This window comes from Streptomyces sp. NPDC001532, assembly GCF_040298625.1.
Classification (GTDB): domain Bacteria; phylum Actinomycetota; class Actinomycetes; order Streptomycetales; family Streptomycetaceae; genus Streptomyces.
This window is the reverse complement of the sequence record NZ_JBEPAL010000024.1, coordinates 47,126-72,097: the sequence shown is the minus strand read 5'-3', so window position 1 is coordinate 72,097 and position 24,972 is coordinate 47,126. Positions and strand designations below refer to the sequence as shown.

The window sequence follows — 24,972 nt, the reverse complement described above, 5'->3', positions numbered from 1 at the left end:
ACCGTCACCTCACTTCCCCTCCTCAGCCCGTCTTGACGCAACAGAACGATAGGCGCAAAGTCGTACATATACGTCGTAAACATACGGCCGCAGCGTACAGCGTCGGAGCGTTCCCATGACGCACAGCAGTCCGGCCGGCCCGTCCCGGGTCGAGCCGACGCAGTCCTCCCTCCCCGCGCCGAGGGCGCGCCGGGTGAGTCCCGGCCTGGCGATCCCCTTGCTGCCGGTCGCCTTCGTCGTGGCCCGCGCACCCTCGGAGCCCTGGCCCACCCGCCGCCGCAGTCCGCGGACGGCGGCCCGCCAGGACCACCCGTACGACCACGGCGTACGGCGGTGCGAGGAGGGACCCACCGAGGAGACCGCGCGGCGGTGCCGGACCCATCTCGCGCGGACGCCCTCGCGGCGCGGAGCCGCGGACCGGCATCGGGCCGGCCGGCCGCGGCGCCCCCGCTGCGAGGACGGCGACCGCATCCTCGACCGGACCCCCATCGGCTTCCCCGAGCTCCGGGGCAGGGCGCGCGAGCGGTACGCCCCTGTGCCCCGGCACGACCACCCGGCCGGAACGGTCCGCCCGTTCGCCGGCCCCGCGTCCGGGCACGGCGCCGCACCCAGCGTATGCGGCGCCTTCGCCCACGGCCTCCGGGCCGCGCGGGGCCGGCCCTCCCGCCAGGCGGCCGGGTGAGCGGGGTGCTCGACGGCACCGCCTTCGCAGCGTCCTGGGCCGATCCGCTCTCGACGGTCCTGGTGACCGGCGGGGCCGGCTTCGTCGGCAGCCACACCTGCGTCGAACTCCTCGACCACGGCTACGAAGTGATCGTCGTCGACGACTTCTCCCACAGCACACCGCAGGTGCTCACCCGGGTCGAACGCCTCGCGGGCCGCTTCGTCGGTGCCGTCTACGAGCTCGACGTCCGTGACCGGCGAGCCCTCTCGGCCGTCTTCGACCGGCACCCCGTGGACGCCGTGCTGCACCTCGCCACGCACAAGGCCGTGGGCGGGTCCGCGCGGGCGCCCGTGCGGTGCTACGACACCAACGTCGGAGGCACCACCTCCCTGCTGTCGGCGATGCACGAACACGATGTGCGCCGGCTGGTGTTCTCCTCCTCCTGCTCCCTCTACGGCCCCGCCGGCCGCGGCCCGCTCGACGAGTCGACGCCGGCCCGCCCGCTCCATCCGTACGCCGCCTCCAAATGGCTGTGCGAACAGATCCTCGCGGGCGTCTGCCGCGACTGGCCCGGCCTGAGCGTGCTGTGCCTGCGCCACTCCGACCAGGCCGGCGCCCACCCCAGCGGGCTGCTCGGCGAGGACCCCGGCGGCGAACCCGGCCATCTGATGCCCCGCGTCGCCCAGGTCGCCGTCGGCCGCCGCGAGCGGCTGCGGGTGTTCGGCGGCGACCATCCGACACCTGACGGCACCCCGGTCCGGGACTATCTGCACGTCATGGACACCGCCGAGGCGCACCGGCTGGCCCTGGACCACCTGACCGACCGGCCCGGCATGCAGGTGTTCAACCTCGGCACCGGCAGGGGCAGTTCGGTGCTCGACGTGGTCTCCGCGTTCGGCGCGGTCTGCGGCCGGGCCGTCCCGTACGAGATCGTCGGGCGCCGCCCGGACGACGTTCCCGAGCTGGTCGCGGACGCGGGCGCGGTGCACCGTGCCTGGGGCTGGCGGCCCGCCCGCGACCTCGCCGCGATGTGCCGGGACGCCTGGCGGTTCCAGCGGCTCAACCCGGACGGCTACGCCGGGTCCGCCCGCCGGCCGGGCACACCGGCGTGACGCCCCGCGGACACCCTCCGCCCCCACCGCACGGGACCAGGCACACCGGCGTCACGCCCCGCAGGCACCCGCCACCCCCACCACACGGGACCAGGCACACCGGCGTCACGCCCCGCAGGCACCCTCCCCCGCCACCGCGCACCAGGGCCGCCCGGACCGCCGTCGCCCGTCCGAGATGCAGGGGCCGGCCGGCGATGCCTACGATCGGGAAGGACCCTGACCTGGCCGACGGCCCGGTCTCCTCCGGTGCGGGGAGGCGCTTGTCCTTGCTGCCGGCCCGGCGGCTGATGGCCGCTCATGTCGCGCTGGTCGCGGTCTGCGCCGTCGTCTACATGACGGTCCCGGCGACCCGCACCCCGCTGTGGGCCGTGATCGGCCTCGCGGGCGCCGGCGCGATCCTCACCGGAGCCCGCCTGCACCGCCCCGCCCGTCCCTGGCCCTGGTGGGTGCTGGCGGCCGGGCTGGTCGCCTTCGTCGGCGGCGACACCTACTACAACGTCATGGAGGAGTACTTCGACGCCTCCAACCCGTTCCCGTCGCCCGCGGACGCTTGCTACCTCGCCACCTACCCGCTGTTCGCGATCGGCCTGTCCGGCCTGCTGCGCCACCGGTGGGCGGGCCGCGACCTGCCCAGCCTGCTGGACGCGCTGATCCTCACCGCCGGACTGGCCCTGCCCGTGTGGGTGTACCTGGTGCAGCCGCTGACCGAGGTGGAGGGGCTGACCTGGGAGCAACGCGCCATCAGCATCGCCTACCCGCTCGGCGACGTCCTGCTCCTCGCCCTGCTGGCCCGGCTGCTGACACCGAGTGCGGCGGACGCCGGCAACCGCTCGGTGCAGCTGCTGGTGCTCGGCACGGTGACCCTGCTCGGCTTCGACATCGCGTACGGCATCCTCCAGCTCAACGGGATGTGGCAGGCCGGCACGCTGACCGACTCCGGCTGGATCGTCTTCTACACGGCCTGGGGGCTGGCCGCGCTGCACCCCTCGATGGTCCGCCTGACCGCCCCCGCGCCCCGGCCGGAGACCCTGCTGCCGCCGCGCCACCGCCTGGTCCTGCTCGCCCTGGCCACCCTGATCGCCCCGGCCATCCTGCTGTACGAGGGGCTGGCGGGCGCCGCCGACCACGCACCGGTGATCGCCGTGTTCTCCGGGCTGCTGTTCCTGCTGGTGATCCTGCGGCTGGCCGGCATGGTCGTGGCCCACCGCCGGGCCGTCGCCCGGGAACTCGCGCTGCGCCGGGCCGCCGCCTCCCTGATGTCGGCGGTCCGCCGGGAGGAGGTCTGCCGCTCCTGCGAAGCGGCCGTGGACACCCTGCTGGGCCCCGCCACCCCGCACCGCACCCTGCTGCTGCCCGCCGAGCGCTGCGCCGGCCTCACCCTGCCGCCGGCCCGCCTGGTCAGCCCGGCCGACCTCGGCCCCGACCTGGCCGCCGAGCTGACCGGGCAGGCCGACCCGGCCGTCGCGGCTGATCCGGCCGGGTCGGCTGATCCGGCCTACCTGGCTGATCCGGCCGACGCGGCTGATCCGCTTAGTCCGGCCGACTCGACCGACCCGGCCGACCCCGTTGACCCGGCCGACCCCGTCGACCCGGCCGACCCCGCCGACCCGGCCGGGCGCCCCGGCACGCCCCGGCTGCCCGCCGTGCTGGTCTGCCCGATGACACCGCCCGACGGGCCGCCCGGTGAGCTGCCGGGTGTGCTGCTGGTGGCGGGACCGGCCCGGCGGCTCACCGAGAGCCGGCGGTCGCTGGACATCCTGGCCTCCCACGCGGGGCTGGCCATGGAGCGTGTGGTGCTGCGGCAGGAGGTCGTCCGCCGCGAGAGCGAGGCCTACTTCCGCACCCTGGTCCGCAACGCCTCGGACGTCATCCTGATCCTGGAGGACGACGACACCGTCCGGTACGCCAGCCCGTCCGCGGCGAGCGTCTTCGGCACCGCTGAGCTGACCGGCCGGTCGCTGCCCGGGCTGCTGGCGCCGGCGGACCGGGAGCGGGCGGCGCGGGAGCTGACGGCGGTGCGCGAGCGCGGGCCGCGGGACAGCCACGACCACTGGTGGGTGCCCCGGCCGGGCGGCCGGGTCGAGGTCGAGGTGCGGTGCAGCGACTTCCGGGACGAGCCGACCGTCGCCGGACTGGTGGTCACCCTGCGCGACGTGACCGAGCAGCGGCGGCTGGAGCACGAGCTGACCCAGCGGGCCTTCCACGACTCGCTGACGGGTCTGCCCAACCGGACGCTGCTGCTGGAGCGGGTCGAACGCGCCCTGCTGCGCGGGCGCCGCGGATCGTCCCTGACCTGTCTGCTCTTCGTGGACCTGGACGACTTCAAGCTGGTCAACGACACCATGGGGCACTCCGCGGGCGACCGGCTGCTGGTCGCGGTCGGCGACCGGCTGACGAGGACCCTGCGGCGCAGCGACACCGCGGCCCGGCTCGGCGGGGACGAGTTCGCGGTGCTGATGGAGGACGCCCGCCGGCCCGTCGACGCCGAACTGCTGGCCGCGCAGGTGATCCAGACCCTCACCCGGCCCTTCGTCCTCGGCGACGGGACGGTGACGGTCTCCGCCAGCGTCGGAGTGGCCACCGCCCGCGACAGCCGCGACGCCGAGGAACTGCTGCGCCACGCCGACCTCGCCCTGTACGCGGCGAAGGCGGCCGGGAAACGCCAGTGGCGGCGCTTCCGGCCGATGCTGCACACCCGGATGGTGGAGCGGCACGACCTGCAGAGCCGGCTCGCCCGGGCGGTCGCCGGGAAGGAGTTCGCGCTGCGCTACCAGCCGGTGGTGGACATCACCGCGGGTGACGTCGTCGGGTTCGAGGCGCTGGTGCGCTGGCCCCGTCCGCCGCACCCGCAGGTCGCTCCCCAGCAGTTCATCGCCCTGGCCGAGGAGACCGGACAGATCGCGGCGCTCGGCGGCTGGGTGCTGGAACACGCGGTGCGGGACATGGCGGAGCTCCAGAACGCGCACGCACGGCGCCGGGGGAACGGCCGGCCCGGTCGGCCGTACGTCAGTGTGAACGTCTCCGCCCGGCAGTTCCGTGACGCCGGGTTCCTCGACCAGGTCGGGCGGGCGCTGGGCACGCCGGGGCTGGCGCCGGGCTCGCTCCAGCTGGAGCTGACCGAGACGGTGCTGCTGCGCCAGGACGACCGGATCCAGGCGGTGCTGCACGCGCTCAAGGAGATGGGCGTGCAGATCGCCGTCGACGACTTCGGCACCGGCTTCTCCTCGCTCCGCTATCTGCGGGACTTCCCCATCGACGTACTGAAGATCGACAAGTCCTTCATCGACGATCTGCCCGCCGACGCCCGGCAGGTCGCGCTGGTCGAGGGCATCGTGCGGATCGCCGACACCCTGGGGCTCCAGGTGATCGCCGAGGGCATCGAGGCCCCGGCGCAGCGGGACGCGCTGGCCGGGATGGGCTGCCGGTTCGGGCAGGGGTACCTGTTCGCGAGGCCGATGACGGTGGAGCAGAGCGCGCGGGTACTGCGCCGCACCGACGGCACCCGACGAGCGGCCACCAGGACGGGCACCCCCAGCGCCACCAGCACCCCCAGCATCACCGGCACCCGCGCTCCCGCCCGGCGCGACACCCGCCGGGCCGACCTCGAACGCCTGCGCGCCACCAGTCCGATGAGCGACGCGGTGCTCGACGAGGTGCGCGGCCGGCACATCCGCAGCGGCGACCACTGGCTGATCGACTACGCCTCCTGCAACTACCTGGGCTTCGACTGGGACCCGGAGATCACCGCCGCGGTGGAGCCCGCGCTGCGCCGGTGGGGCACGCACCCCAGCTGGTCCCGGCTGCTGGGCAGCCCGCGCCTGTACCCGCGGATCGAGGAGCGGCTGGCGGCACTGCTCGGCGCCCCCGACACCCTGCTGCTGCCGACGGCGACGCTGATCCACGCCTCGGTGATCCCGGTGCTGGCCGACCGCGGGCATGTGTTCGTCGAGGCGACCGCGCACCGCACGGTGTACGACGGCTGCGCGGTGGCGCGCGGCCAGGGCGCCACCGTGCGCCGCTTCCACGCCGACCGGCCCGACGAACTGGACCGTCTGCTCGCCGCGGTGCCCGCCGGGTCGGCCCGGCTGGTGTGCATGGACGGCGTCGACAGCATGAGCGGCAACGTGCCCGGCCTGCCGGCGCTGGCCGCGGTCTGCCGGGCCCACGGAGCCACGCTGTACGTGGACGACGCACACGGCTTCGGCGTGATCGGGGAACGCGGCCCGGGCGAGCCGTGCCCGTACGGGTCGCGCGGCAACAGCGTGGTGCGGCACACCGGGGAGTCGTACGACGGGATCGTGCTGGTCGGCGGGTTCTCCAAGGCGTACTCGTCGCTGCTGGCCTTCGTGGCGCTGCCGACGCCGCTGAAGAATCGGCTGAAGACGGCCGCCGGCCCCTATCTGTACTCGGGTCCGTCCCCGACCGCGTCGCTGGCGACGGCGCTGGCCGGGCTGGAGGTCAACGACCGGCGCGGCGATTCCGTCCGGGCCGAGCTGTACCGCAAGACGGCCCGGGTGCTGGACCAGCTCGCCGCGCTGGACGTGGACACGCTCAACACCGACGGTCTGCCGATCGTGGAGATCCCGCTGGCCGATCCGGGCGACCTGGACGCGGTGGCCGCGTTCCTGTGGCGCGAGGGCATCTATGTGACGCTCGCGGCCTATCCGCTGGTCCCGCGCGACCGGGTCGGTTTCCGCGTGCAGGTCACCGCGCTCAACTCGGACGAGGACATCGACCGGCTCAACACCGTGCTGGCCCGGCTGGCCGCCCGCTTCCCGCTGCGGACGCGGAGCCGGAGCCGGGCCGCCCGGGAGACGAGGAGCTGAACCGCCCATGCGCAGGCACAACGACGACGTGGACTGGGACCGCTGGCCGGTGGCGGACTACCTCGCCGAGAACTACCGCGACCTGCACCCGGCGGACGTCGCGGTCATCGCCCACCACTCCGCCTACTACCGCCGGCTGCCGCCGCGCGGGCTGGCCCGCAGCGTGGAGCTGGGCGCCGGGCCCAATCTGTATCCGCTGCTCCTCGCCTCGGCGGTGAGCCGCCGGGTCGACGCGGTCGAGGCGGGCGCGGGCAACGTGGCCTATCTGCACCGCCAGATCCTCGACACGCCCGACGCGAGCTGGCTGCCGTTCCACGCGCTGTGCCGACGGCTGAACCCGGCCGTGCCGCCCACCCTGGCGGCCGCGCTGGCGCCGGTGGAAGTGGTGCACGCCGATGTGCGCGCCCTGCCGCCCGGGACGTACGACCTGGCGTCCATGCACTTCGTCGCCGAGGGCGCCACCGAGGACTACGCCGAGTTCGCGGCGTTCTGCCAGGTCTTCGTACGGTGCGTGGCGCCGGGCGGGCATCTGGTGGCCGCGTTCATGGAGAACATGCCGTCCTACCGCGTCGGGCCGGCGTCGCGCTGGCCCGGCTGTCCGGTGGACACCGAGCTGGTGCGCGAGGTCTTCGGCCCGCTCACCCGGCACCTGGAGGTGACGAGGATCGACGCCGACCCGACACTGCCGGACTACGGCGACACCGGGATGGTGCTGCTCACGGCGCGGGCGGCGCCGGGCGCCGCGGAGTGAGCGTCAGGGACGGGACGGACACGGCGGAAGCGGCGGAAGGCCCTGCCAGGCTCGGGCCGGCGGGCCTTCCGTCGTCGGTGTGCTGGTCAGCGGGTGTCGCCCGGCCGGAACCGGCGGTACAGGGTGGCGCCGCCGACGAGCAGGGCCGCCGCACCGGCGGCGGCGGGCAGGGCCGCGTCCATGCCGGTGTCGGCGAGGGAGGCGAAAGCGGGCGGCTCCGCGGCGTGCGGGGCGGGGCCCGGCTCCTCCGCGGCGGGCGGGGTCCTCACCTCGGGCCGGGGCTCCGGCTCCTTCGGCTCGTCCGGGGTGTCCGGCCGGTCCGGGGTGCGCGGGACGTCCGGCTTCTCGCCCGAGGTGTTCACGGACTGGTTGCCGAAGGCCGGGTTGCCGATGCCGACGACATTGGCGGTGTTGCCGCTGATGTTGACGGGGAGGTCCACCGGGAGCTGCACCCCGTTGCCGGAGATCACGCCGGGGGAGCCCTGCGCACCCCCGTCCGCCGACGCCCCGCCACCGGAGGTGCCGTTGCTGCCCGAGGTGCCGTTGCTGCCCGAGGTGCCGTTGGTGCCCGAGGAGCCGGCCTTGCCGTCGCCGCCCTCGTTGACGCAGGTGTTGCCGGCGGCGGGATTGAGCAGCCCCACCACGTTCACGGTGTTGCCGCACACGTTCACCGGCACGTGCACCGGGAGCTGGATGGAGTTCCCGGAGATCGCCCCGGGGGAGCCGGCCGTGCCGCCGTCGGCCTCGGAGTCGGCGTACGCGGGCATCGTCAGGGCCATCGCGCCGGACGCGGCGGCGACGGCGATCACACCGTTTCGGGTAACCCGTCTCATGGGTCCCTGCCTTCCAGACATGGTCGCGGGCACTCACCCGCACCGGATAAAACGCGGGCGACCCGTTCGAGTTATGGCTTGTCGCCCTTTCACCCCATCGGGTGACCAAGCACTCGAACCGACGGCAAAACCCGCACACGGGGACAGAAGCGCGCGCAGGGTACGCCATCGCGCCGCTCCCACCCGCCCGGAGGCGGCCCCCGCGACGGCCGCTTATCGTGAGCGAGGGCGCCGTCCACCGGTCCGCAGCCAGGCGTCCTGGAGGCATCGATGCAGGTAAAGCCGTCGACGCGGCCCGCCCTGCGGCGCTGCGCACTCATCGGAGCCGTCTGCGTGACGCTGCTGTGCACGGGCCTTCCGGCCACGGCCGCGGGCGACGACGACCGGCCCGACCTGAGCCGTTTCTACGGCCAGAAGGTCGACTGGGGCAGATGCGTGGGCACGGAGATGCCCACGGACCTCCAGTGCGGCAAGGTCACGGTCCCCCTCGACTACGACCGGCCGAAGGCCGGCACCCTCGACCTGGCCGTCGCCCGCTACCGGGCCACCGGCGACAGACACGGCTCGGTCGTGCTGAACTTCGGCGGTCCGGGCGCCTCGGGCGTGGCCGAGCTCGCCGTCGGCGGCAAGGACTTCATGGAGCTGACCGACGGCTACGACGTGGTCGCCTTCGATCCCCGCGGCGTCGGCCGCTCCTCCCCGGTGAGCTGCGGCGACGCCTGGGAGACGGACGAGAGCATCGACGACACCGACGAGATGCTGCGGGATCCGCAGGCCCTGCTGCGGCAGTTGCAGAAGGAGGCCGACGCCTGCGAGGAGCACTCGGGTCCGGTGCTGCCGCACATCGGGACCGTGAACGCCTCCCGCGACCTCGATGTCATCCGCCAGGCGCTCGGCGACAAGAAGCTCAACTACCTGGGCTTCTCCTACGGGACCCGGCTCGGCGCGGTGTACGCGGCGCAGTTCCCGGACCGGGTGGGCCGGCTGGCCCTGGACGGCGTCGACACCCTGACCGAACCGCTCGCCGAGCAGGGCGTGACGGGCGCGCGGGGACAGCAGAGGGCGCTGGAGGAGTTCCTCGACTGGTGTGTAGAGGAGGACATCGCCTGTCCGTTCGGGCACGACGCACGCACCGCGCGGGAGGACATGCTGCGGCTGGTCCGCTCGCTGGACGAGGATCCGGTGCCGACCGACTTCGGCCAGGAGTTCACCGGCCAGGACCTGGTGGGCGCTCTCGGACAGGCGCTCTACAGCGAGGAGTTGTGGCCCTCGCTGGAGCGGGCGCTGGCCTCGCTGGTCGAGGACGGCGACACCCGGCGCATCGAGGCGTTCGCCATGGGCGGCTACACCCTCCCGCACCGTCTGGCGGGCGCGGGCCGCGAGACGACCGGACCGGAGACCGGCGGCGATCTGGCCGACGAGGAGGAGATTCCCCTCGACAACCTCGCCGCGGCGCTGATGGCGATCAACTGCGCGGACGATCCCGATCGCCCCACGGCCGCCGAGGTCACCCGTGACCTCGGCCGGCTGCGCGCCGTGTACGAGCAGGCCTCGCCGGTCTTCGGCCGGTACCGGCTCACCGAGGTGCTGATGTGCTACGGCCGCCCCGCGGGCACCGACTTCATCCGCGACGAGGTGAAGAACGTCGACACCCCGAAGCTGCTGCTGGTGGGCACCCGAGGCGACCCCGCGACGCCGTACAGCTGGACCGTGGAGACCGCGCGGCGGCTCGGTCCGTCGGCCGTCGTCCTCGACAACAAGGGTGGGGGGCACACCGGATACGGCTCGTCGAAGTGCGTGCACCGCAAGGTCGACGACTTCCTGCTGTACGGCACGCTGCCGGCGAACGGGAGTTCGTGCGGCGCGGAGGACCGGGAGTAGCGGCGGGCGACGGGTTCCCGCAAGGTCCGGGACGGGCTCGGAAAAGGCGTGTGAGCAGGGGCCTTTCCTCCCCGAATGCCCGAGTTGGGATTCAGACCTATGGTGCTGTCATGGAGCACGCACTGAGTCCCACGACCCTTGCCGAGCTGCGCCGCACGCGCCCCTATCCCGCGGTCTCCGTGCTGACGCCGACGCACCGCCGCGAGCCGGAGAAGACCCAGGATCCGGTCCGGCTGCGGAACGTGGTCGCGGAGGCGAAGAGACAACTGGAGCAGGACCCCGCGGTCCCCCGCGACCGGCGCGCCGATGTCGTGGCGCAGCTCGACCAGGCACTCACCGAGGTGGATCTGACCCACACCGAGGACGGTCTGGTGATCTTCGCGGCGCCGGGTGAGCACCAGGTGTGGTCGCTGGCCCGGACCGTGCCCGAGCGCGTGGTGCTCTCGGACACCTTCCTCACCCGCAATCTGGTCTCCGCGCAGGCCGCCGAGCGCCCGTTCTGGGCGCTGTCGGTCGCGGCCGACCGCGTCACCCTGTGGAACGGCGGCGCGGACCGGGTGGTCGAGGAGCGCTCCGGCGGCTTCCCGCTGCTGAGGGAGAACGACAACTTCGACCCGGAGCGGATGGAACGGCTCGGCGACATGCCGAGCACCTTCAACGACGAGGGCACCCGCCACTTCCTGCGCGAGGCGGACCGCATGATGGGCGCCGTCCTGCGGGACACCCCCCGTCCGCTGTACCTGACCGGGGAGCCCGCCGCGCTCGCCGCGCTGACCGATGCCGGCGAGGCCACGAAGGCGGCCGAGCAGGTATCGCGCGGAGGCCTGGCCCACGCCGGCCCGGACGCGGTGTGGCAGGCTCTGCGACCCCTGCTGGAGGCCGAGGAGGCGCGCGGTGTGGACAGCGTGGCCGAGCAGCTGGAGTCGGCGCGCGGCCAGCGGGAGTTCGCCGCCGGCGTCGACGAGATCTGGCAGAACGCCATGCAGGCCCGGGTGCGGCTGCTCGCCGTGGAGGAGAACTACCGGGTGACCGTGCGCGACGACGGCGAGCATCTGATCCCGGCCGAGAGCGGCGATCTGGACGCCCGCGAGGACATCGTGGACGAGATCGTGGAGCAGTGCCTGGAGACCGGCGCCGAGGTGCGTTTCGTCCCCGACGGCACGCTCGGCGAGGCTGGCGGCATCGCCGGGGTGCTGCGCTACTGACGGCGCCCGCGTCGCTGCCCGTACGCTACGCCGGGACAGTCGGCGACAAGGGAGTGCGGGCGTGGGCGACCTGCTGGGCGTGGCGGTGCTGGGTGCGGGACACATGGGGGCCGATCACGTGCGGCGCCTCGACACGGTGGTGAGCGGTGCCAGAGTGGCCGCCGTGGCCGATCCCGACCCCGACCGTGCCGCGCGGGCGGTGGCCGGGCTGGACGGGGTGGCGGTGCGCACGGAGACCGAGGCCGCGCTGGACGCGCCCGGTGTGGACGCCGTACTGATCGCCTCGCCCGGCCCGGCGCACGAGGAGGCGCTGCGCGCGGCGTTCGCGCGCGGGCTGCCGGTGCTGTGCGAGAAGCCGATGGTGCCGGAGTCCGAGGGGGCGCTGCGGGTGGTCGAGGCGGAGGCGCGCCTCGGCCGGCGGCTGGCGCAGATCGGGTTCATGCGCCGCTACGACACCGAGTACCTGCGGCTGAAGCGGCTGCTGGACGCCGGCCGGCTGGGCCGGCCGCTGATGCTGCACTGCGTGCACCGCAATGTCTCCTCCCCGCCGGATTTCACCAGCGCCATGGTCGTCAACAGCTCGGTGTCGCACGAGATCGACGCGGCCCGCTGGCTGCTGGGGCAGGAGCTGACGGCGGTGACCGTGCTGCGGCCCCGCCCGTCCGCCCTCGCCCCCGAGGGCCTGCTGGACCCGCAGTTCGTGCTGTTCGAGACGGCCGGTGGCGCGCTGGTCGACGTGGAGGTCTTCGTCAACTGCGGCTTCGGCTATCAGGTCCGTTGCGAGGCGGTGGGCGAGTCGGGCAGCGCGCGGATCGGTGAGGAGCACGCGGTGGTCGTCACCTCCGGCGGCGAGGCCCGCGCAGAGGTGCCGCAGGACTATCTCGTCCGGTTCGCGGACGCCTACGACCGCGAGGTGCAGGCCTGGGTGGACGCCACCCGGCGCGGGCGGGTGACGGGGCCCAGCGCCTGGGACGGGTACGCGGCGTCCGCGGTCGCCGAGGCCGGGGTCCGCTCGCTGGAGGGCGGCGGCCGGGTGACCGTGGAGCTGGCCCCGCGTCCGGCGCTGTACGCCGGCACCGGCCGCTGACCGGCCTGATCGACGAGACACCCCCTAGACCTCGTCGAAGAGGGCGCTGAGGCCCTGGTCGACGGCCGCGCCGACGTCCTCGTGGCCGGCCGCCACCAGGGCGTAGCTGCGCAGCAGGAACCGGCGCAGGGCGGCCGTGTCGAACTGGAGCAGCGCCATCCCGTGGGGCGAGTGGAACTCCACGACGGTGCACTCCCGTCCGCACGGCCACAGATGCACGTCACCGGTGCCGGCGGGACCACGTAGCCCGTCCTCCAGGAGGCTGCGGGCGAAGGTCCAGCTGACCGGCTCCCCGTCGAGGGCCGCCTGCGGCGGGAAGTCCACGTACACGGCGAACGGATCGTCGGCGAGGTACCGGAGCACGGCGGGCACGGGCTTGTCCTGCTCCTCCACCGTGATCAGACGGGCGTGGACGGACTGCCGGAACGTGAGGTCCATGGTCGGTCTCCCTGCGGTGCGAGAGCGGGCCGTTGTGCCAGTACGAGCACGGGGAGGCCTCCCACATACTGTGATCTGCGTCACTCGATTCGCCGTCGCCGAGCGACCGGGCGGCCCGGCACCGACGTACGGCTGTCCACCCCTAGAACAGAGGCGCGTCGAACAAGCGAATGAGCGCGATTTCGGACGCCCGACGGTCCGTCAACTCGCGTACGCTCTCTACGACTTGCAACGCTGCGGACGTAGGGCGCGAGTACGCCGCAACCACTCCGGGAAGACCCTGGCATATGTCAGAAGCACCACCGTAACGTGTGTTGCCAAATCTCTTACGGGGCGTCTTGGGCTGTGCCACAGTCATTACGGTCCCACCGTCCGCCCTGGCCGTTTCGTCCCCTCATCGGAGTGCGTCATGCCGTCCCCTCTCTCTGCGGACCGCCCAGCCGCCCAGCCGCCGGAAGGCGGTCAGGTCGATGCCCTCATCACCCAGGCGCGGCGGCTCAAGGGCGACGTGGACGCCGTCCGGCGGGACACCGGAGGCGACGGCACGGACCCGCAGGACCGCTGGCAGCGCGCCCTGTACGACCTGGCGCTGCACCAACTCAACGATCTGGACGAGCACTTGGCCCAGCTGCGGGACGGTCCGCCGCCCGTGGCCGTTCCGGCCGAACCGGTCCCGGCACCCCGGACCGCGCCCGACGGACCCGGGCGCGGCTCCCTGCTCAGCCGGGTCGGCAGCGCCGAGTGGAACCTGCTCACCGACGAGGCGACCTGGTCCGGCGAGCTGTACGAGATCCTGGGCCGCGACGCCGCCTCTCCCCCGCTCACCCTCGACGAACTGCCGTCCGTCGTCCTCGACGAGGACCGGCCCAGGCTGACCGCGATGGTCACGGACTGCCTCGTCGACGCCCAGCGCATCGACGGCGAGTTCCGGATCGTCCGTCCGGACGGCACGGTGCGCACGGTGCACATGATGGGCGAGCCCGTGCTCGACGCCGACGGCGGCACCGCCTCCATGTGGGCCGTGCTGCGCGATGTCAGCGCCCTGCGCCGCAGCCAGCAGGAGGTGAGCGAGACCCGTGACTCGCTCCAGCACCACCGGCACCGCGCGCAGACCGAGCACCGGCTTGCGGTAGAGGCGCAGGAGGCCGTGCTGCCGCCGTGGCACGGCACCCTGCGGCTCCCGCACCAGGGCCCGCGCAGCCTGGACCTGGCGGGCCGCTATCTGCCCGCCACCACGAGCACCCTGATCGGCGGCGACTGGTACGACGCACTCGAACTCCCCGACGGCGAGACGCTGTTGAGCGTCGGCGACCTCACCGGGCACGGCCCCGCGGTCACCTCGGGCATGGCGATGCTGCTGGGCGCGCTGCGCGGCATGGCGATGGCCGGCACCCGGCCGGGACAGCTGATGGCCTGGCTCAACCAGCTACTGGACACCACCGTCCAGCCGGCCCTCGGCAGCGCCGTCTGCTGCCGCTACCGGCCGCGGACCCGCACCCTGCGGTGGTCCCAGGCCGGACACCCCGCCCCGCTGCTGTTCCGTGACGGGACGGGGCGCAGGCTGGGCGCGCCCGACGGCGTGCTGCTCGGCGCCACCTCCGGAGCCGTCTACGGCGAGGCCGAGGAGACCCTGGAAGCCGGCGATCTGCTCCTGCTGCACACCGACGGCCTGGTGTCGGGGCACAGCGGGACGGACGCCGTGGACCGCCTTCTCGGCCTGGCCCCGCGGTTCGCCGCGGCGCGCAGCGCACAGGACTGTGTGCGCACGGTCGTGGAGGAGTTCGGCGAGACCGAGCGCGCGGACGACGCCTGTGTGCTCATCGCCAGGGTGACCGCGTAGCACGCGCACGCCCCGACTCCCCCCGCGCCGCCTGTTCTCGCTCCGCCCGACGTCCCTCACGCCTGGGCGGTGCCGCCACCGCCCAGCCTCCTGGCCTGGTTCTTCGGCAGCGCCAGCTTGATCTCCTCGCGCAGCTCCTGGATCTTCGGGTAGGTGGCGTACTCGGCGGTGAGCCGGTACATCTGCCGCAGCCGGTCCCAGGTGCGACGGGAGGAGTTCGAGCCCATCGACACCAGCGCCAGGCGCGCGTAACCGGCCGCCTGCTCCGGGTCGTCGGCGATGAAGCAGGCGGAGGCCATGGAGAGATGGTCGAAGATCTTCGACCGCTCCTGGGCGTCGACCCGCAGAGCCAGCGCCTTGTCCGCGTAGTGCTGGGCGTGCGCCGCCGCGCCCGGCTCGAACTCCGCGAGCGTGCGGTAGGCCAGAGCCTGCATGCCGTACAGATCCGCCTCGTTGAACAGCTGCATCCAACTGGGCGGCGGCACATCGCTCTTGTCGGAGACGAACAGGTCCTCCGCCTGGCCGAGGGTGCGGCGCATCGCCTGGCCCTTGCCCAGGGACGCCTGCGCCCAGGCCTCGATGGTGTGGAACATCGCCCGGGTGCGCGGCAGTACCTCTTCGCCGGAGCCGGACTGGGCGAGCTTCATCAGGTCCAGCGCGTCGTCGGGCCGGCCCAGGTGCACCATCTGGCGGGCCGCCCGGGACAGCGCCTCACCGGCCCGCGGCCGGTCACCGCCCTCTCTCGCGGCATGGGCGGCGATCACGAAGTACTTCTGGGCCGTGGGCTCCAGGCCGACGTCGTGCGACATCCAGCCCGCGAGGACGGCGAGGTTGGCCGCGACGCCCCATAGGCGCCGTTGCAGATGGGCAGGATGGTGGTAGGCGAGGATGCCGCCCACCTCATTGAGCTGGCCCACGACCGCCTTGCGCTGGAGCCCGCCACCGCGGGCCGCGTCCCAGGCCCGGAACACCTCGACCGAGCGTTCCAGTTCCTCGATCTCCTGCGACCCGATGGGGGCGGCCTCGTAGCGGTCGAACCCAGCGGGGTCGGCGTGCAGGGGATCGTCGAAGTCGGGGGCGTGGGCCACGAGGGCCGGGTCGGTGTGCAGCCAGTCGTGCATGGCACTGCTGAGTGCGGATCCCGCGGCGAGCACGGCACCCGCGCCCACCAAGCCGCGTCGGTTGAGCATGAGGTCCATTCCCGTGAATTCGGTGAGGACCGCGGCGGTTCGCTCGGGCGCCCACGGCACTCCGTCGGGATGTTCCGCACTCCCGCCGCCCTGCCGTTTCCCCGCGCGCCCGTGCCGTACCAGACCGAGGTCCTCGATGGTCACGACACGGCCGAGACGCTCGGTGAACAGAGCCGCCAGCACCCGCGGTACCGGATCGCGCGGGATCTCTCCCAGGTCGATCCACCGCCGCACCCGCGAGGTGTCGGTCGCCAGCTGCGGATGGCCCATGGCCACCGCCTGCCGGTTGACCAGCCTCGCGAGCTCACCCTTGGACCAGCCGGCCAGGCCGAACAGATCCGAAAGGCGGGTGTTGGGTTGTCCGCTCACGTCAAGCCCCCAGGTTCTCGGCTGAGTTGACACTAGCCCGGTGAAAGTTGCCGAGCGACTATTCGCCAGGGTTCGCCAGGGTCCGCCAGATGGTGTGCCACTGGGCATCGGGTGTCAGGTAGGAAAGCGCCACCCCGACCCGGTCGCCCTCTGGAACCACGGTGCATTCCCCAGGGTGTACCCGGACGGCCGGGCCGGGAGGCGTTTTAGACGTCCGGCACACGAAGGGATCTGTCTCCCCCATGTACGCAGCATCGTCCTCCGTGTCCGCCCCGCCCCGGCCGCTGCACCCCCGCCCGGGTGGCGGCGGTCCCTACCTCGCCCCGGCGCGCCCGGCCTCCCCCGTGCTCGGAGCGGGCACGGCGCGGCGCGCCGGGGCCTTCGGCTCCCAGCCGCTCAGCGGGAGACTCGACCTGTCCGGCCCCCAGGGCGCCCAGTTGCGCACGGCGATCGCGTCGGTGCACCGGATCTGCCCGGAGTTCGCGCCGGTGCAGGTGCTCCGCCGCAGCGGCCGGTCCGTGCTCCTGGTCGGGACGACCGGGCGGAGCACGGCCGTCGCCAAGTGTTTACTGGACCACTCGCCGGTCTGGGCCGAGCGCATCCGGCACGAAATAGCTGCGTACCGCTCGTTCGTCCGGCACCGCCCCCCGGTGCGGGTGCCGAGGCTGATCGCAGCGGATCCGGACAACTGCACTCTGGTGATCGAGCGGATGCCGGGACGGCCGGCGGCGCTCCAGCGGCACCCGGTGGAGGCGCCTCCCCGGGCGGACATCCGGGCGGCGCTGGGCGCGATCTGCCGGCTGAACGCCTGGCGGCCGCCGGCGGGCACCTTCGACGCGCCACTGGACTACGCGGCCCGGATCAACCGGTACCACGAGCTGGGGCTGCTCACCGACCGGGACCTGGGGGACCTCCAGAAGCTGCTGCACGGCATCGCCATGGCCGCCGGGCGGCAGGGCATGGGCCAGTTCTGCCACGGCGACGCGCTGCTGTCGAACGTGCTGATGTCGCCCGCCGGTCCGGTGCTGGTCGACTGGGAGCACGCGGGCTGGTACCTGCCTGGCTACGACCTGGCCACGCTGTGGTCGGTGCTCGCGGACGCCCCGATGGCGCGGCGGCAGATCAGTCAGATCGCGCAGTCGGCGGGCCCGGCCTCGCGTGACGCGTTCCTGGTCAATCTGATGCTGGTGCTGACCCGCGAGATCCGTACCTACGAGACGGCCGTGCAGCGTTCGATGCACGACACGACCCCGGCGGCACCGGGAGTGGCCCACCCGGGTGCTGCGCCGTCCGGCGAGGAACAGCGGCTGCTGCTGCGGCGGCTGCACGACGACTGCCAGCTGGCCCGCCGGGCCGTACGCGCGGCGGTCGGCACTCGCTGACGGGGATGGCGGTCCGCGGCGCGCCGAACGCGACGGCGCACCGCGGACCTCGCCATGTCCGCCCTCGCCCGGGAAGTCCGCACCGCCCTCATTGGTGTACTCCACTGACGCGCCGCAGGCCCGTCCACCGCCGCCGCGAAACTCGCCGAGCGCCGCGTTGACGTGGGAAATCACCCAGCAGCTTGCATGATTGACGGATCGTCGGAGAGCCGGTACCACTGTCACGCCCGGCCCCGCACGGCTCAGCACGCCCGACCGTCTCAGGAGGCTGCATTGCGAGAGTCCGTCACCGATCCCCGTCGAGCCGTCGGGCCCGGACGCGGTCGGCGTATCGCCGGTGCCGTGGCCGGCGCGGCGCTGCTGCTGCCGCTGCTCGGCGCCGCCCCGGCCGAGAGCACCGCCCCGGCCGAGAGCACCGTACCCGCCGGGAGTGCCGTGACCGCCGGGAGCGGTGCGTCGGCGGACGGTCTGCAACGGGCCTTCGCCCAGGCGGCCGCCGACTACCAGGTGCCGCAGAGCGTCCTGCTCGGCGTCTCCTACCTCCAGTCGCGCTGGGACAGCCACGCCGGCGCGCCGAGCGTCACCGGCGGCTACGGCCCCATGCACCTGACCGACGCCCGCACCGCCCTGGCCACGGCGCCGGCCCATCACGGGGACGGCACGGAGGACGCCCGCGGGGACGACTCCCGCGCGCCGCTGCTCCCCGTCGCCACCGTGCCGGAGAGCGGCGAACTCCCGGACCGGCTCATGACCCTGACGAAGGCCGCGGAACTGACCGGGCTGGCCCCCGAGCGGCTGCGGACGGACCCGGCCGCCAACATCGCGGGCGGTGCGGCGCTGCTCGCCGCCGCCCAGCGGGAGCTGGGTGCGCCGGTGAGCGAGGATCCGGCGGACTGGTACGGCGCGGTGGCCCGCTTCTCCGGCGCGGACGACACCGCGACCGCCGCGGCCTACGCGAACGACGTCTACGCCGTGCTGCGCTCCGGCGGCGAACGGGTGACGGACGCGGGCCAGCGGGTCTTCCTGGCCGCCCGGCCGGACCTGGTCCCGGACACCGGCACGCTGCGCCGGGCGGGTCTGCGGACCGCCGACGCGGAGGGCACCGAGTGCCCGGAGACGGTGTCCTGCGAGTGGATCCCGGCGCCGTACGAGGAGTTCGGGGACGGCGACTACGGCAACCACGACCTCGGTGAGCGGTCCGGGCCCGAGGACATCGACTACATCGTCGTGCACGACACGGAGGGCGCCTGGGAGGGTGTCCTCCAGATGGTCCAGGACCCCACCTATGTGTCCTGGCACTACAGCCTGCGCTCCACCGACGGTCACATCGCCCAGCACGTGAAGGCGAAGGACGTGGCCTGGCACGCGGGCAACTGGTTCGTCAACGCCAAGTCGGTCGGTCTGGAGCACGAGGGCTTCCTCGCCTCGCCGGACGCCTGGTACACGGAGGCGATGTACCGCTCCTCGGCCCGGCTGGTGAAGTACCTGGCGAAGAAGTACGACGTGCCGCTGGACCGGCAGCACATCCTGGGCCACGACACCGTGCCGGGCCCGACCTCGTCGACCGTGCCGGGCATGCACACCGACCCGGGCCCCTACTGGGACTGGCGGCACTACTTCACGCTGCTCGGCCGGCCCCTGGAGCCGACGGCGGGTCCGAACTCCGGCATCGTGACCGTCCGGCCGGACTACGCGGCGAACCGCCCGGAGTTCACGGGCTGCTCCGCCGCGGGCAGACCCTGCCCGGTGCACGGCTCCAGCGCGGTCCGGCTGTACTCCGGTCCCGGCGAGCAGTACCCGCTGATCAAGGACATCGGGCTGCGTCCGGGCGGCGGCGACTCGACGACCGGCGTCAACGACCTCGGCTCGCGGGTGTCCACCGGCCAGCAGTACGCGGTGGCGGACCGTGACGGCGACTGGACGGCGATCTGGTTCCTGGGGCAGAAGGCGTGGTTCGAGAACCCGGCCAAGAGCCCGGCCGCCGTGCCCGCCAAGGGGCTCGTCGTGACCCCGAGGAAGGGCCTGGCCGACGTACCGGTGTACGGTCGCGCCTATCCGGAGGCCGCCGCCTACCCGGCCGGGGTGCCCGCGCAGCCGGTGTCACCGCTGCCGTACCGGCTGCCGGCGGGACAGAAGTACGTGGCCGGTGACCAGGTGCCCGGCACGTACTACTACGCGGTCACCTTCGACCCCGCCTCGCACCGGGTGATCACGGGCAAGGACCTGTACTACGAGATCCAGTACGGCCACCGGGTGGCGTTCGTGCGCGCGGCCGACGTCGAGGTGGTGCCGTCGGCCGAGTAGCGGGCGGGCCTCAGCCCTGCTGGAAAAGCTCCGCCGGGAGCGGCTTCAGCAGGGCGTACAGGTCGTCGGTGATGGGCCGGTCCCAGGCGGCGATGGTGACCAGGACGTTGTCGCTGCGGTCGAACTGCACGCAGGAGATCCGGCCCTCGGAGAGCTTGACGCGGCGCACGATCAGCAGGTTGTCGCCCTGCATCACCGGCACGTCCTCGGTGCCGACGACGGTCACCTCCTCGTCGTTCTCCAGCGCCAGCAGCAGCTGGGCCACCTCGAAGGGGACCTGGCCCTCGGCGACGTCGCGGGCCGGGGAGCCCTCGGGGAGGTTGCCGATGATCATCGCGGGGCCGCGGCCGCCGAACAGGTCGTAACGCAGGAAGACGCCCTGGCAGCTGCCGTCGGGGGCGGGCAGCAGGCCGGCGCCCAGGTTGCCGGGCCAGTCGCCCGGGTCCATGGCCAGTACGTCGAAGTCGGGCCCGGCGGGAGTGGCGCTGCGGCGGCGGAGGAACGACATGCCGCCATGGTACGTGCCCGGGCACCTTCCGCGCCGGGCGGGCGGCGTCCGTGCGGGGCCAGGCCGTGTCCGCAAAGTCCCTTCGTCCGCCCGGAGGGCGGGCCTGCGGCGTCTGGTGCGTGCTCTCGGCGTACCGGACGCGGTCCCTCGTACCGGGCGTACTCGGGACCGTGTCCGGTCCGGCGAGAGTGCGTGCCAGGCGTCGCGGGGCAGGAGGGACTTTACGGACACGGCCTATGCGGGGCTGCGGTGCCGTTCGTGGTGGCGGGCGACGCGGGCGCGGTTGCCGCAGGACGGTTTGCACCACTCCTGGCGGGGGTGCTCCTTGAGGAAGTACCGCACACAGCGGGGCGCGTGGCAGGCGCGCAGTCGTTGCCGGTCGGGGCTCGCGAGGAAGGCGATCGCGGCCTGCGCGAGGACCGCGGGCAGCTCCTGGGCGCCGTCGGCGGGCTGTCGGTGGAGGGCGGGTTCGCCGCCTTCGGGCCAGTGCAGCCGGGGCACCGTGGGCAGAGCCGCGGCGGCGGTGTTGAGCCGGTCCAGTGCTTCGGGGAGGGGCAGCAGCCGGGTGGCGTCTGCGGGGCTGGGTGCGCCGGGCCGGACGGCGTGGGCGAACAGCGCGCGGACGGCGGCGCGCAGCTCGCGGACGGCGGTGAGGGCGGCGGCGTCGGCGGTGAAGGCGGCGGGGTCCGGGACGGTGGCGGGGTGGGCGCGGACCCAGGCGGTGAGCCCGGCGGGGTCGGTCAGGTCGTCGGCGACGCCGCCGTCACCGTCGTGACGGATGGTGAGCGCGAGGTCGAGGGCGAGACGGGCTTCCGGGCGGGGCGAGTCCTGCATGCGCTAATGATAGGGGTGCGCGCATCCATTAGGTCACACCTCCTCCGGCGGTGCGGGCGGGACCACGGCGACCGGGCTGGGCGCGTGCAGCAGCACGGCGTGGGTGACCGAGCCGAGCAGCCGGGCCGGTGCGAGCAGTCGGCGGCGGTGGCGGCCGACGACGGTCAGCTCGGCGCCCTGCGCGGCGGCGACCAGTTGGCCGGCCGCGTCACCGGGGGCGACGGTCATCTCCGCCGTGACCTCGGGGTGCCGCTCGCGGTGCGGGGCGAGGAAGCCCTCGGCGAGGACGTGCGTCTCGTGCTCGACGGCGGCCTGGTCGATCCCGGTGGGCAGCAGTTCTCCCGGCGCCCCCGCCCACAGCTGCACCGGCCAGGGGAAGGCCGCGACCACCTGGAGCCGGGCGTCGCGCAGCGCGGCCTCGGCGAAGGCGAAGCCGAGCACGGCGTCGTCGGGGCCGTCCACGTTGAGGCCGGCCACCACCCGGGGTCCGGGGGCCGCCGCGGGGGCGTCGTCCGGGGTGCGTCCGGGCCGGGGCACCACCACGACCGGGCACTCGGCGTCGCGCGCGGCGGACAGTCCGTTGGAGCCGAGCAGCAGACTCGCGAAGCCGCCGCGGCCCCGGGAGCCCAGCACCAACAGCTGGGCCGCGGCGCCCAGTTCGGGCAGGACCGCGCCGGGCGCGCCCTCCAGGCCGGCGTACTCCACCTCGGCGGGAGCCGGGCGCTCGGCGACGTGGGCGCGGGCCCGGGCGAGCACCGGGTCGTCGTCGACGCCGGGCGGTTCCGGCACCGGGGTGCCGGACCGCGCCGACCGGGCCCAGCCGGCGTACTGCCGGACGTGCACCAGACGCAGGGGCGCGCCGCGTCGGCGGGCGGTGTCGAGGGCCCAGTCCAGGGCGCGCAGGCTGTCGTCCGAACCGTCGACCGCCGCGATGACCGGCAGGGTGCTCATGGGGTCCTCACCTCCGGGGCGCGATCCACCGCGTCCCTGGGCCAGCCTGACTCAGGCGGCGGCCCGGGGCGCCGTACCGGATCGCGTGTCCGGAAAATCGGACGCGAACCCCCGGATCGGCGGCTCGTCCCGCGCGGGGCCGCGTCAGGTGAGGTCGAACTCGCCCTCCCGGGCACCCGACACGAACGCTCCCCACTCCGCGGGGGTGAAGATCAGGGACGGGCTCTCCGGGCGGCCGCTGTTGCGCATGGCGATGAACCCTTCGACAAAGGCGATCTGGACATCCCCCAGTCCGCGGCTTCCGGACTGCCATTCGGCCTCGCTCAGGTCCAGTTCCGGCTTGTGCCATCCGGTGAGCGGCTTGTGCTGGGTGGTGCTCTCGGCCACGTCCGTGCTCCTCCCGATTCGTCGTCCGCGGCCAGCCTAGCGATCGGTTCCCGTGGCGCACAGGCCACGTGAGGGGGACCTTTGGGGACGGGGGTGGCCGGTCCTTCACGAGCCGTTCGAGAGGAACGCGGCGACGCGGTCGGTGAACCACCGCGGGTCGTCGAGCCAGGGGTAGTGCCCGGCGCCGGGCTGCACCGCGCACTCGGCGTGCGGGAAGGCGTCGGCGGTGCGGCGGGCCAGGCCGGGCCCGGGGCCGCCGTCGAGCTCGCCGGCCAGGACGAGCACCGGGGCGGTGAGCCGGGCGAGGGCGGCGCGGGTCGCGGGCGGGTCGTAGGCGCCCTCGGAGCCGTACCGGCCGGCGGCGTCCTCGTTGGTCTCGGCCTCCTCGCGGGCGGCGTGCGCGGCGGCGGCCGCGTCCCAGCGGCCGTAGAAGAAGGGCAGGAGGGCGGCGTCGAAGTCGCGCTCGCCGGCGAGCCAGGCGCGCAGGGCGGGGAAGGCGTCCGCGAACCAGGGCTCGTCCTTCCGCAGCCGCGCCGCCGCCAGCCGGTCCTCGGCGGTCGGCGGCATGCCGAGCGCGCGCGGTGCGGCGGCGACCAGCACCAGCCGTGCCACCCGCCGGGGGTGGCGGGCGGCGTAGCGCATGGCCAGGCTGCCGCCCGCGGAGTGCGCGAGCATGTCCATGCGCTCCAGCCCCAGTTCGCGGCGCAGTGCCTCGACGTCGTCGACCATCCGGTCGCAGCGGTAGGTGGCGGGGTCCGCGGGCGCCGCCGACTCGCCGGTGCCGCGCAGGTCCGCGAGGACCAGCCGCCGGTGGCGGCCGAGGCCGCCCAGGTCGCCGAGGTAGGCGGAGGCTCGCATCGGCCCGCCGGGCAGTACGACGAGCGGGTCGCCCGTGCCGCTCAGGTGGTAGGCGAGGCGGGTTCCGTCGAAGGCGCTGAAGGTCGGCATACGGGCGATCTTGGAAGAGCGGCGGACGCGCCGCAACGGGTTTCGCGCCGAGAAAGGCGGGCCGGCCTCTTGCCCTGGTCCGGCCGGACTGGATTACTGATCTCCAAGGCCTCGACCGAATGATCGGTCGCCCGGATCGATGCGGTGGACGAAGGAGTGGTCCGCATGGCGGAAGCGACGGAGTTGCTGGACGCGGGGGAACGGCTGGACCTTCAGTCGCTGCGGGCGTTGCAGCTGGAACGGCTGCGGACCTCGCTGCGGCACGCGTACGCGAACGTGCCGTTCTACCGGGAGGCCTTCGACAAGGCCGGCGTCCACCCGGACGACTGCCGGTCGCTCGCCGATCTGACCCGGTTCCCGTTCACCACCAAGGCGGACCTGCGGGAGAACTACCCGTACGGGATGTTCGCCGTGCCGCGGGAGCGGATCCGGCGGATCCACGCGTCGAGCGGCACCACCGGCCGGCCCACGGTGGTCGGGTACACGGACGGCGATCTGTCCCTGTGGGCCGACATGGTCGCGCGGTCGATCCGGGCGGCGGGCGGCAGGCCCGGGGACCGCGTCCATGTGGCGTACGGGTACGGGCTGTTCACCGGCGGACTCGGGGCGCACCACGGCGCGGAGCGGCTCGGCTGCACGGTCGTCCCGGCCTCCGGTGGGATGACCGCCCGCCAGGTGCGGCTGATCCAGGACCTCAGGCCCGACGTGATCATGGTGACGCCGTCGTACATGCTGACCCTGCTGGACGAGTTCGAGCGGCAGGGCGTGGACCCGCGCGGCACCTCCCTGCGGGTCGGGATCTTCGGTGCCGAGCCGTGGACGGAGCGGATGCGCCAGGAGATCGAGGAGCGGTTCGCCATCGACGCGGTCGACATATACGGCCTGTCGGAGGTGATCGGTCCCGGCGTCGCCCAGGAGTGCGTGGAGACCAAGGACGGGCTGCACATCTGGGAGGACCACTTCTATCCGGAGGTCGTCGACCCGGTGACCGGCGAGGTGCTGCCGGAGGGCGAGGAGGGAGAGCTGGTCCTCACCTCGCTGACCAAGGAGGCGATGCCGGTCGTCCGCTACCGGACGCGTGATCTCACCCGGCTGCTGCCGGGCACGGCGCGGGTGTTCCGGCGGATGCGGAAGGTCACCGGGCGCAGCGACGACATGGTGATCCTGCGCGGGGTGAACCTCTTCCCCACCCAGGTCGAGGAGATCGTGCTGCGCACTCCGGGCGTGGCCCCGCACTTCCAGCTGCGGCTGACCCGTGAGGGCCGGCTGGACGCGCTGACGGTGCTGGCCGAGGCCCGCGCCGGTGCCGGGCCCGAGGTCCGGGAGGCCGCCGCCCGTTCGATCGCGGCGGCCGTGAAGGACGGCATCGGTGTGTCGGTGTCGGTGGAGATCGTCGATCCGGAGTCGCTGGAGCGCTCGGTGGGCAAGATCCGGCGGATCGTGGACCTGCGGCCGCGCTGAG

At 73.8% G+C, this 24,972-nt stretch carries 19 protein-coding genes; 11 read left to right on the top strand and 8 right to left on the bottom strand.

What is annotated here, in order from left to right:
- Window positions 1-115 precede the first annotated feature (115 nt).
- The 4 genes from ABT232_RS22265 to ABT232_RS22250 all read left to right on the top strand — a co-directional run bounded on the left by ABT232_RS22265 (window position 116) and on the right by ABT232_RS22250 (window position 7,353).
- Entirely contained in the window at window positions 116-682 is a 567-nt protein-coding gene (locus tag ABT232_RS22265) for a hypothetical protein (protein WP_351842518.1), read from the top strand.
- Entirely contained in the window at window positions 679-1,776 is a 1,098-nt protein-coding gene (gene galE / locus ABT232_RS22260; protein WP_351842516.1) for a UDP-glucose 4-epimerase GalE, read from the top strand. The genes ABT232_RS22265 and galE overlap by 4 nt, the downstream gene beginning before the upstream one ends.
- Window positions 1,777-2,063: 287 nt before the next feature.
- Window positions 2,064-6,602 (top strand): aminotransferase class I/II-fold pyridoxal phosphate-dependent enzyme, encoded by a 4,539-nt coding sequence (locus ABT232_RS22255; RefSeq protein WP_351842622.1) that lies wholly within the window; start codon window positions 2,064-2,066, stop codon window positions 6,600-6,602.
- A 7-nt stretch (window positions 6,603-6,609) separates the two neighbouring features.
- A complete protein-coding gene (locus ABT232_RS22250; RefSeq protein ID WP_351842514.1) occupies window positions 6,610-7,353 on the top strand; it encodes a class I SAM-dependent methyltransferase in 744 nt (247 codons plus the stop codon).
- An 86-nt stretch (window positions 7,354-7,439) separates the two neighbouring features.
- On the opposite strand, the gene ABT232_RS22245 is transcribed toward ABT232_RS22250, so the two are convergent.
- Window positions 7,440-8,186: a chaplin gene (locus ABT232_RS22245; protein WP_351842512.1), complete on the bottom strand. Its 747-nt coding sequence runs from the start codon at window positions 8,184-8,186 to the stop codon at window positions 7,440-7,442.
- Between the two features lie 270 nt (window positions 8,187-8,456).
- On the opposite strand from ABT232_RS22245, the gene ABT232_RS22240 reads away from it, so the two are divergent.
- The 3 genes from ABT232_RS22240 to ABT232_RS22230 all read left to right on the top strand — a co-directional run bounded on the left by ABT232_RS22240 (window position 8,457) and on the right by ABT232_RS22230 (window position 12,359).
- On the top strand, window positions 8,457-10,067 hold the full coding sequence (locus ABT232_RS22240; protein WP_351842510.1) for an alpha/beta hydrolase: 1,611 nt from the start codon (window positions 8,457-8,459) through the stop codon (window positions 10,065-10,067).
- Between the two features lie 110 nt (window positions 10,068-10,177).
- Entirely contained in the window at window positions 10,178-11,272 is a 1,095-nt protein-coding gene (locus ABT232_RS22235) for a baeRF3 domain-containing protein (protein WP_351842508.1), read from the top strand.
- 61 nt (window positions 11,273-11,333) lie between these two features.
- Window positions 11,334-12,359, top strand: coding sequence for a Gfo/Idh/MocA family protein (locus ABT232_RS22230; RefSeq protein ID WP_351842506.1), 1,026 nt, complete (start codon window positions 11,334-11,336; stop codon window positions 12,357-12,359).
- 24 nt (window positions 12,360-12,383) lie between these two features.
- On the opposite strand, the gene ABT232_RS22225 is transcribed toward ABT232_RS22230, so the two are convergent.
- The gene (locus ABT232_RS22225; protein WP_351842504.1) at window positions 12,384-12,797 is read right to left on the bottom strand and encodes an SsgA family sporulation/cell division regulator; all 414 of its coding nucleotides are present in this window, start codon (window positions 12,795-12,797) and stop codon (window positions 12,384-12,386) included.
- Window positions 12,798-13,206: 409 nt separating this feature from the next.
- On the opposite strand from ABT232_RS22225, the gene ABT232_RS22220 reads away from it, so the two are divergent.
- Entirely contained in the window at window positions 13,207-14,637 is a 1,431-nt protein-coding gene (locus tag ABT232_RS22220; protein WP_351842502.1) for a PP2C family protein-serine/threonine phosphatase, read from the top strand.
- Between the two features lie 56 nt (window positions 14,638-14,693).
- On the opposite strand, the gene ABT232_RS22215 is transcribed toward ABT232_RS22220, so the two are convergent.
- Entirely contained in the window at window positions 14,694-16,196 is a 1,503-nt protein-coding gene (locus tag ABT232_RS22215; protein ID WP_351842500.1) for a DNA-binding protein NsdB, read from the bottom strand.
- Between the two features lie 242 nt (window positions 16,197-16,438).
- Here ABT232_RS22215 and ABT232_RS22210 point away from each other — a divergent pair, with 242 nt between their 5' ends.
- Complete coding sequence (locus ABT232_RS22210) at window positions 16,439-17,578, top strand: aminoglycoside phosphotransferase family protein (RefSeq protein WP_351842498.1); 1,140 nt, start codon at window positions 16,439-16,441, stop codon at window positions 17,576-17,578.
- A gap of 273 nt (window positions 17,579-17,851) precedes the next feature.
- Complete coding sequence (locus ABT232_RS22205) at window positions 17,852-19,882, top strand: N-acetylmuramoyl-L-alanine amidase (protein ID WP_351842496.1); 2,031 nt, start codon at window positions 17,852-17,854, stop codon at window positions 19,880-19,882.
- Window positions 19,883-19,892: 10 nt separating this feature from the next.
- Here ABT232_RS22205 and ABT232_RS22200 read toward each other — a convergent pair whose 3' ends face one another.
- The 5 genes from ABT232_RS22200 to ABT232_RS22180 form a co-directional block, all read right to left on the bottom strand.
- Window positions 19,893-20,390 (bottom strand): hypothetical protein, encoded by a 498-nt coding sequence (locus tag ABT232_RS22200; protein ID WP_351842494.1) that lies wholly within the window; start codon window positions 20,388-20,390, stop codon window positions 19,893-19,895.
- Between the two features lie 234 nt (window positions 20,391-20,624).
- On the bottom strand, window positions 20,625-21,224 hold the full coding sequence (locus tag ABT232_RS22195) for a CGNR zinc finger domain-containing protein (RefSeq protein ID WP_351842492.1): 600 nt from the start codon (window positions 21,222-21,224) through the stop codon (window positions 20,625-20,627).
- Between the two features lie 33 nt (window positions 21,225-21,257).
- A complete protein-coding gene (locus ABT232_RS22190; RefSeq protein WP_351842490.1) occupies window positions 21,258-22,175 on the bottom strand; it encodes a universal stress protein in 918 nt (305 codons plus the stop codon).
- 144 nt (window positions 22,176-22,319) lie between these two features.
- Window positions 22,320-22,562: a DUF397 domain-containing protein gene (locus ABT232_RS22185; protein ID WP_351842488.1), complete on the bottom strand. Its 243-nt coding sequence runs from the start codon at window positions 22,560-22,562 to the stop codon at window positions 22,320-22,322.
- Window positions 22,563-22,667: 105 nt separating this feature from the next.
- Window positions 22,668-23,510, bottom strand: a complete 843-nt coding sequence (locus ABT232_RS22180) for an alpha/beta fold hydrolase (protein WP_351842486.1) — start codon at window positions 23,508-23,510, stop codon at window positions 22,668-22,670.
- A gap of 165 nt (window positions 23,511-23,675) precedes the next feature.
- Here ABT232_RS22180 and paaK point away from each other — a divergent pair, with 165 nt between their 5' ends.
- On the top strand, window positions 23,676-24,971 hold the full coding sequence (paaK, locus tag ABT232_RS22175) for a phenylacetate--CoA ligase PaaK (protein WP_351842484.1): 1,296 nt from the start codon (window positions 23,676-23,678) through the stop codon (window positions 24,969-24,971).
- The last annotated feature ends 1 nt before the right edge of the window (window position 24,972 follow it).

Bases quoted from the DNA above. Each gene is read 5' to 3' on its own strand.
- ABT232_RS22235 (WP_351842508.1), top strand. From the start codon at position 10,178: ATGGAGCACGCACTGAGTCCCACGACCCTTGCCGAGCTGCGCCGCACG.
- ABT232_RS22245 (WP_351842512.1), bottom strand. From the start codon at position 8,186: ATGAGACGGGTTACCCGAAACGGTGTGATCGCCGTCGCCGCCGCGTCC.
- ABT232_RS22180 (WP_351842486.1), bottom strand. From the start codon at position 23,510: ATGCCGACCTTCAGCGCCTTCGACGGAACCCGCCTCGCCTACCACCTG.
- ABT232_RS22210 (WP_351842498.1), top strand. From the start codon at position 16,439: ATGTACGCAGCATCGTCCTCCGTGTCCGCCCCGCCCCGGCCGCTGCAC.
- ABT232_RS22195 (WP_351842492.1), bottom strand. From the start codon at position 21,224: ATGCAGGACTCGCCCCGCCCGGAAGCCCGTCTCGCCCTCGACCTCGCG.
- ABT232_RS22225 (WP_351842504.1), bottom strand. From the start codon at position 12,797: ATGGACCTCACGTTCCGGCAGTCCGTCCACGCCCGTCTGATCACGGTG.
- paaK (WP_351842484.1), top strand. From the start codon at position 23,676: ATGGCGGAAGCGACGGAGTTGCTGGACGCGGGGGAACGGCTGGACCTT.
- ABT232_RS22190 (WP_351842490.1), bottom strand. From the start codon at position 22,175: ATGAGCACCCTGCCGGTCATCGCGGCGGTCGACGGTTCGGACGACAGC.
- ABT232_RS22250 (WP_351842514.1), top strand. From the start codon at position 6,610: ATGCGCAGGCACAACGACGACGTGGACTGGGACCGCTGGCCGGTGGCG.
- ABT232_RS22220 (WP_351842502.1), top strand. From the start codon at position 13,207: ATGCCGTCCCCTCTCTCTGCGGACCGCCCAGCCGCCCAGCCGCCGGAA.
- ABT232_RS22200 (WP_351842494.1), bottom strand. From the start codon at position 20,390: ATGTCGTTCCTCCGCCGCCGCAGCGCCACTCCCGCCGGGCCCGACTTC.
- ABT232_RS22240 (WP_351842510.1), top strand. From the start codon at position 8,457: ATGCAGGTAAAGCCGTCGACGCGGCCCGCCCTGCGGCGCTGCGCACTC.
- ABT232_RS22265 (WP_351842518.1), top strand. From the start codon at position 116: ATGACGCACAGCAGTCCGGCCGGCCCGTCCCGGGTCGAGCCGACGCAG.
- ABT232_RS22255 (WP_351842622.1), top strand. From the start codon at position 2,064: ATGGCCGCTCATGTCGCGCTGGTCGCGGTCTGCGCCGTCGTCTACATG.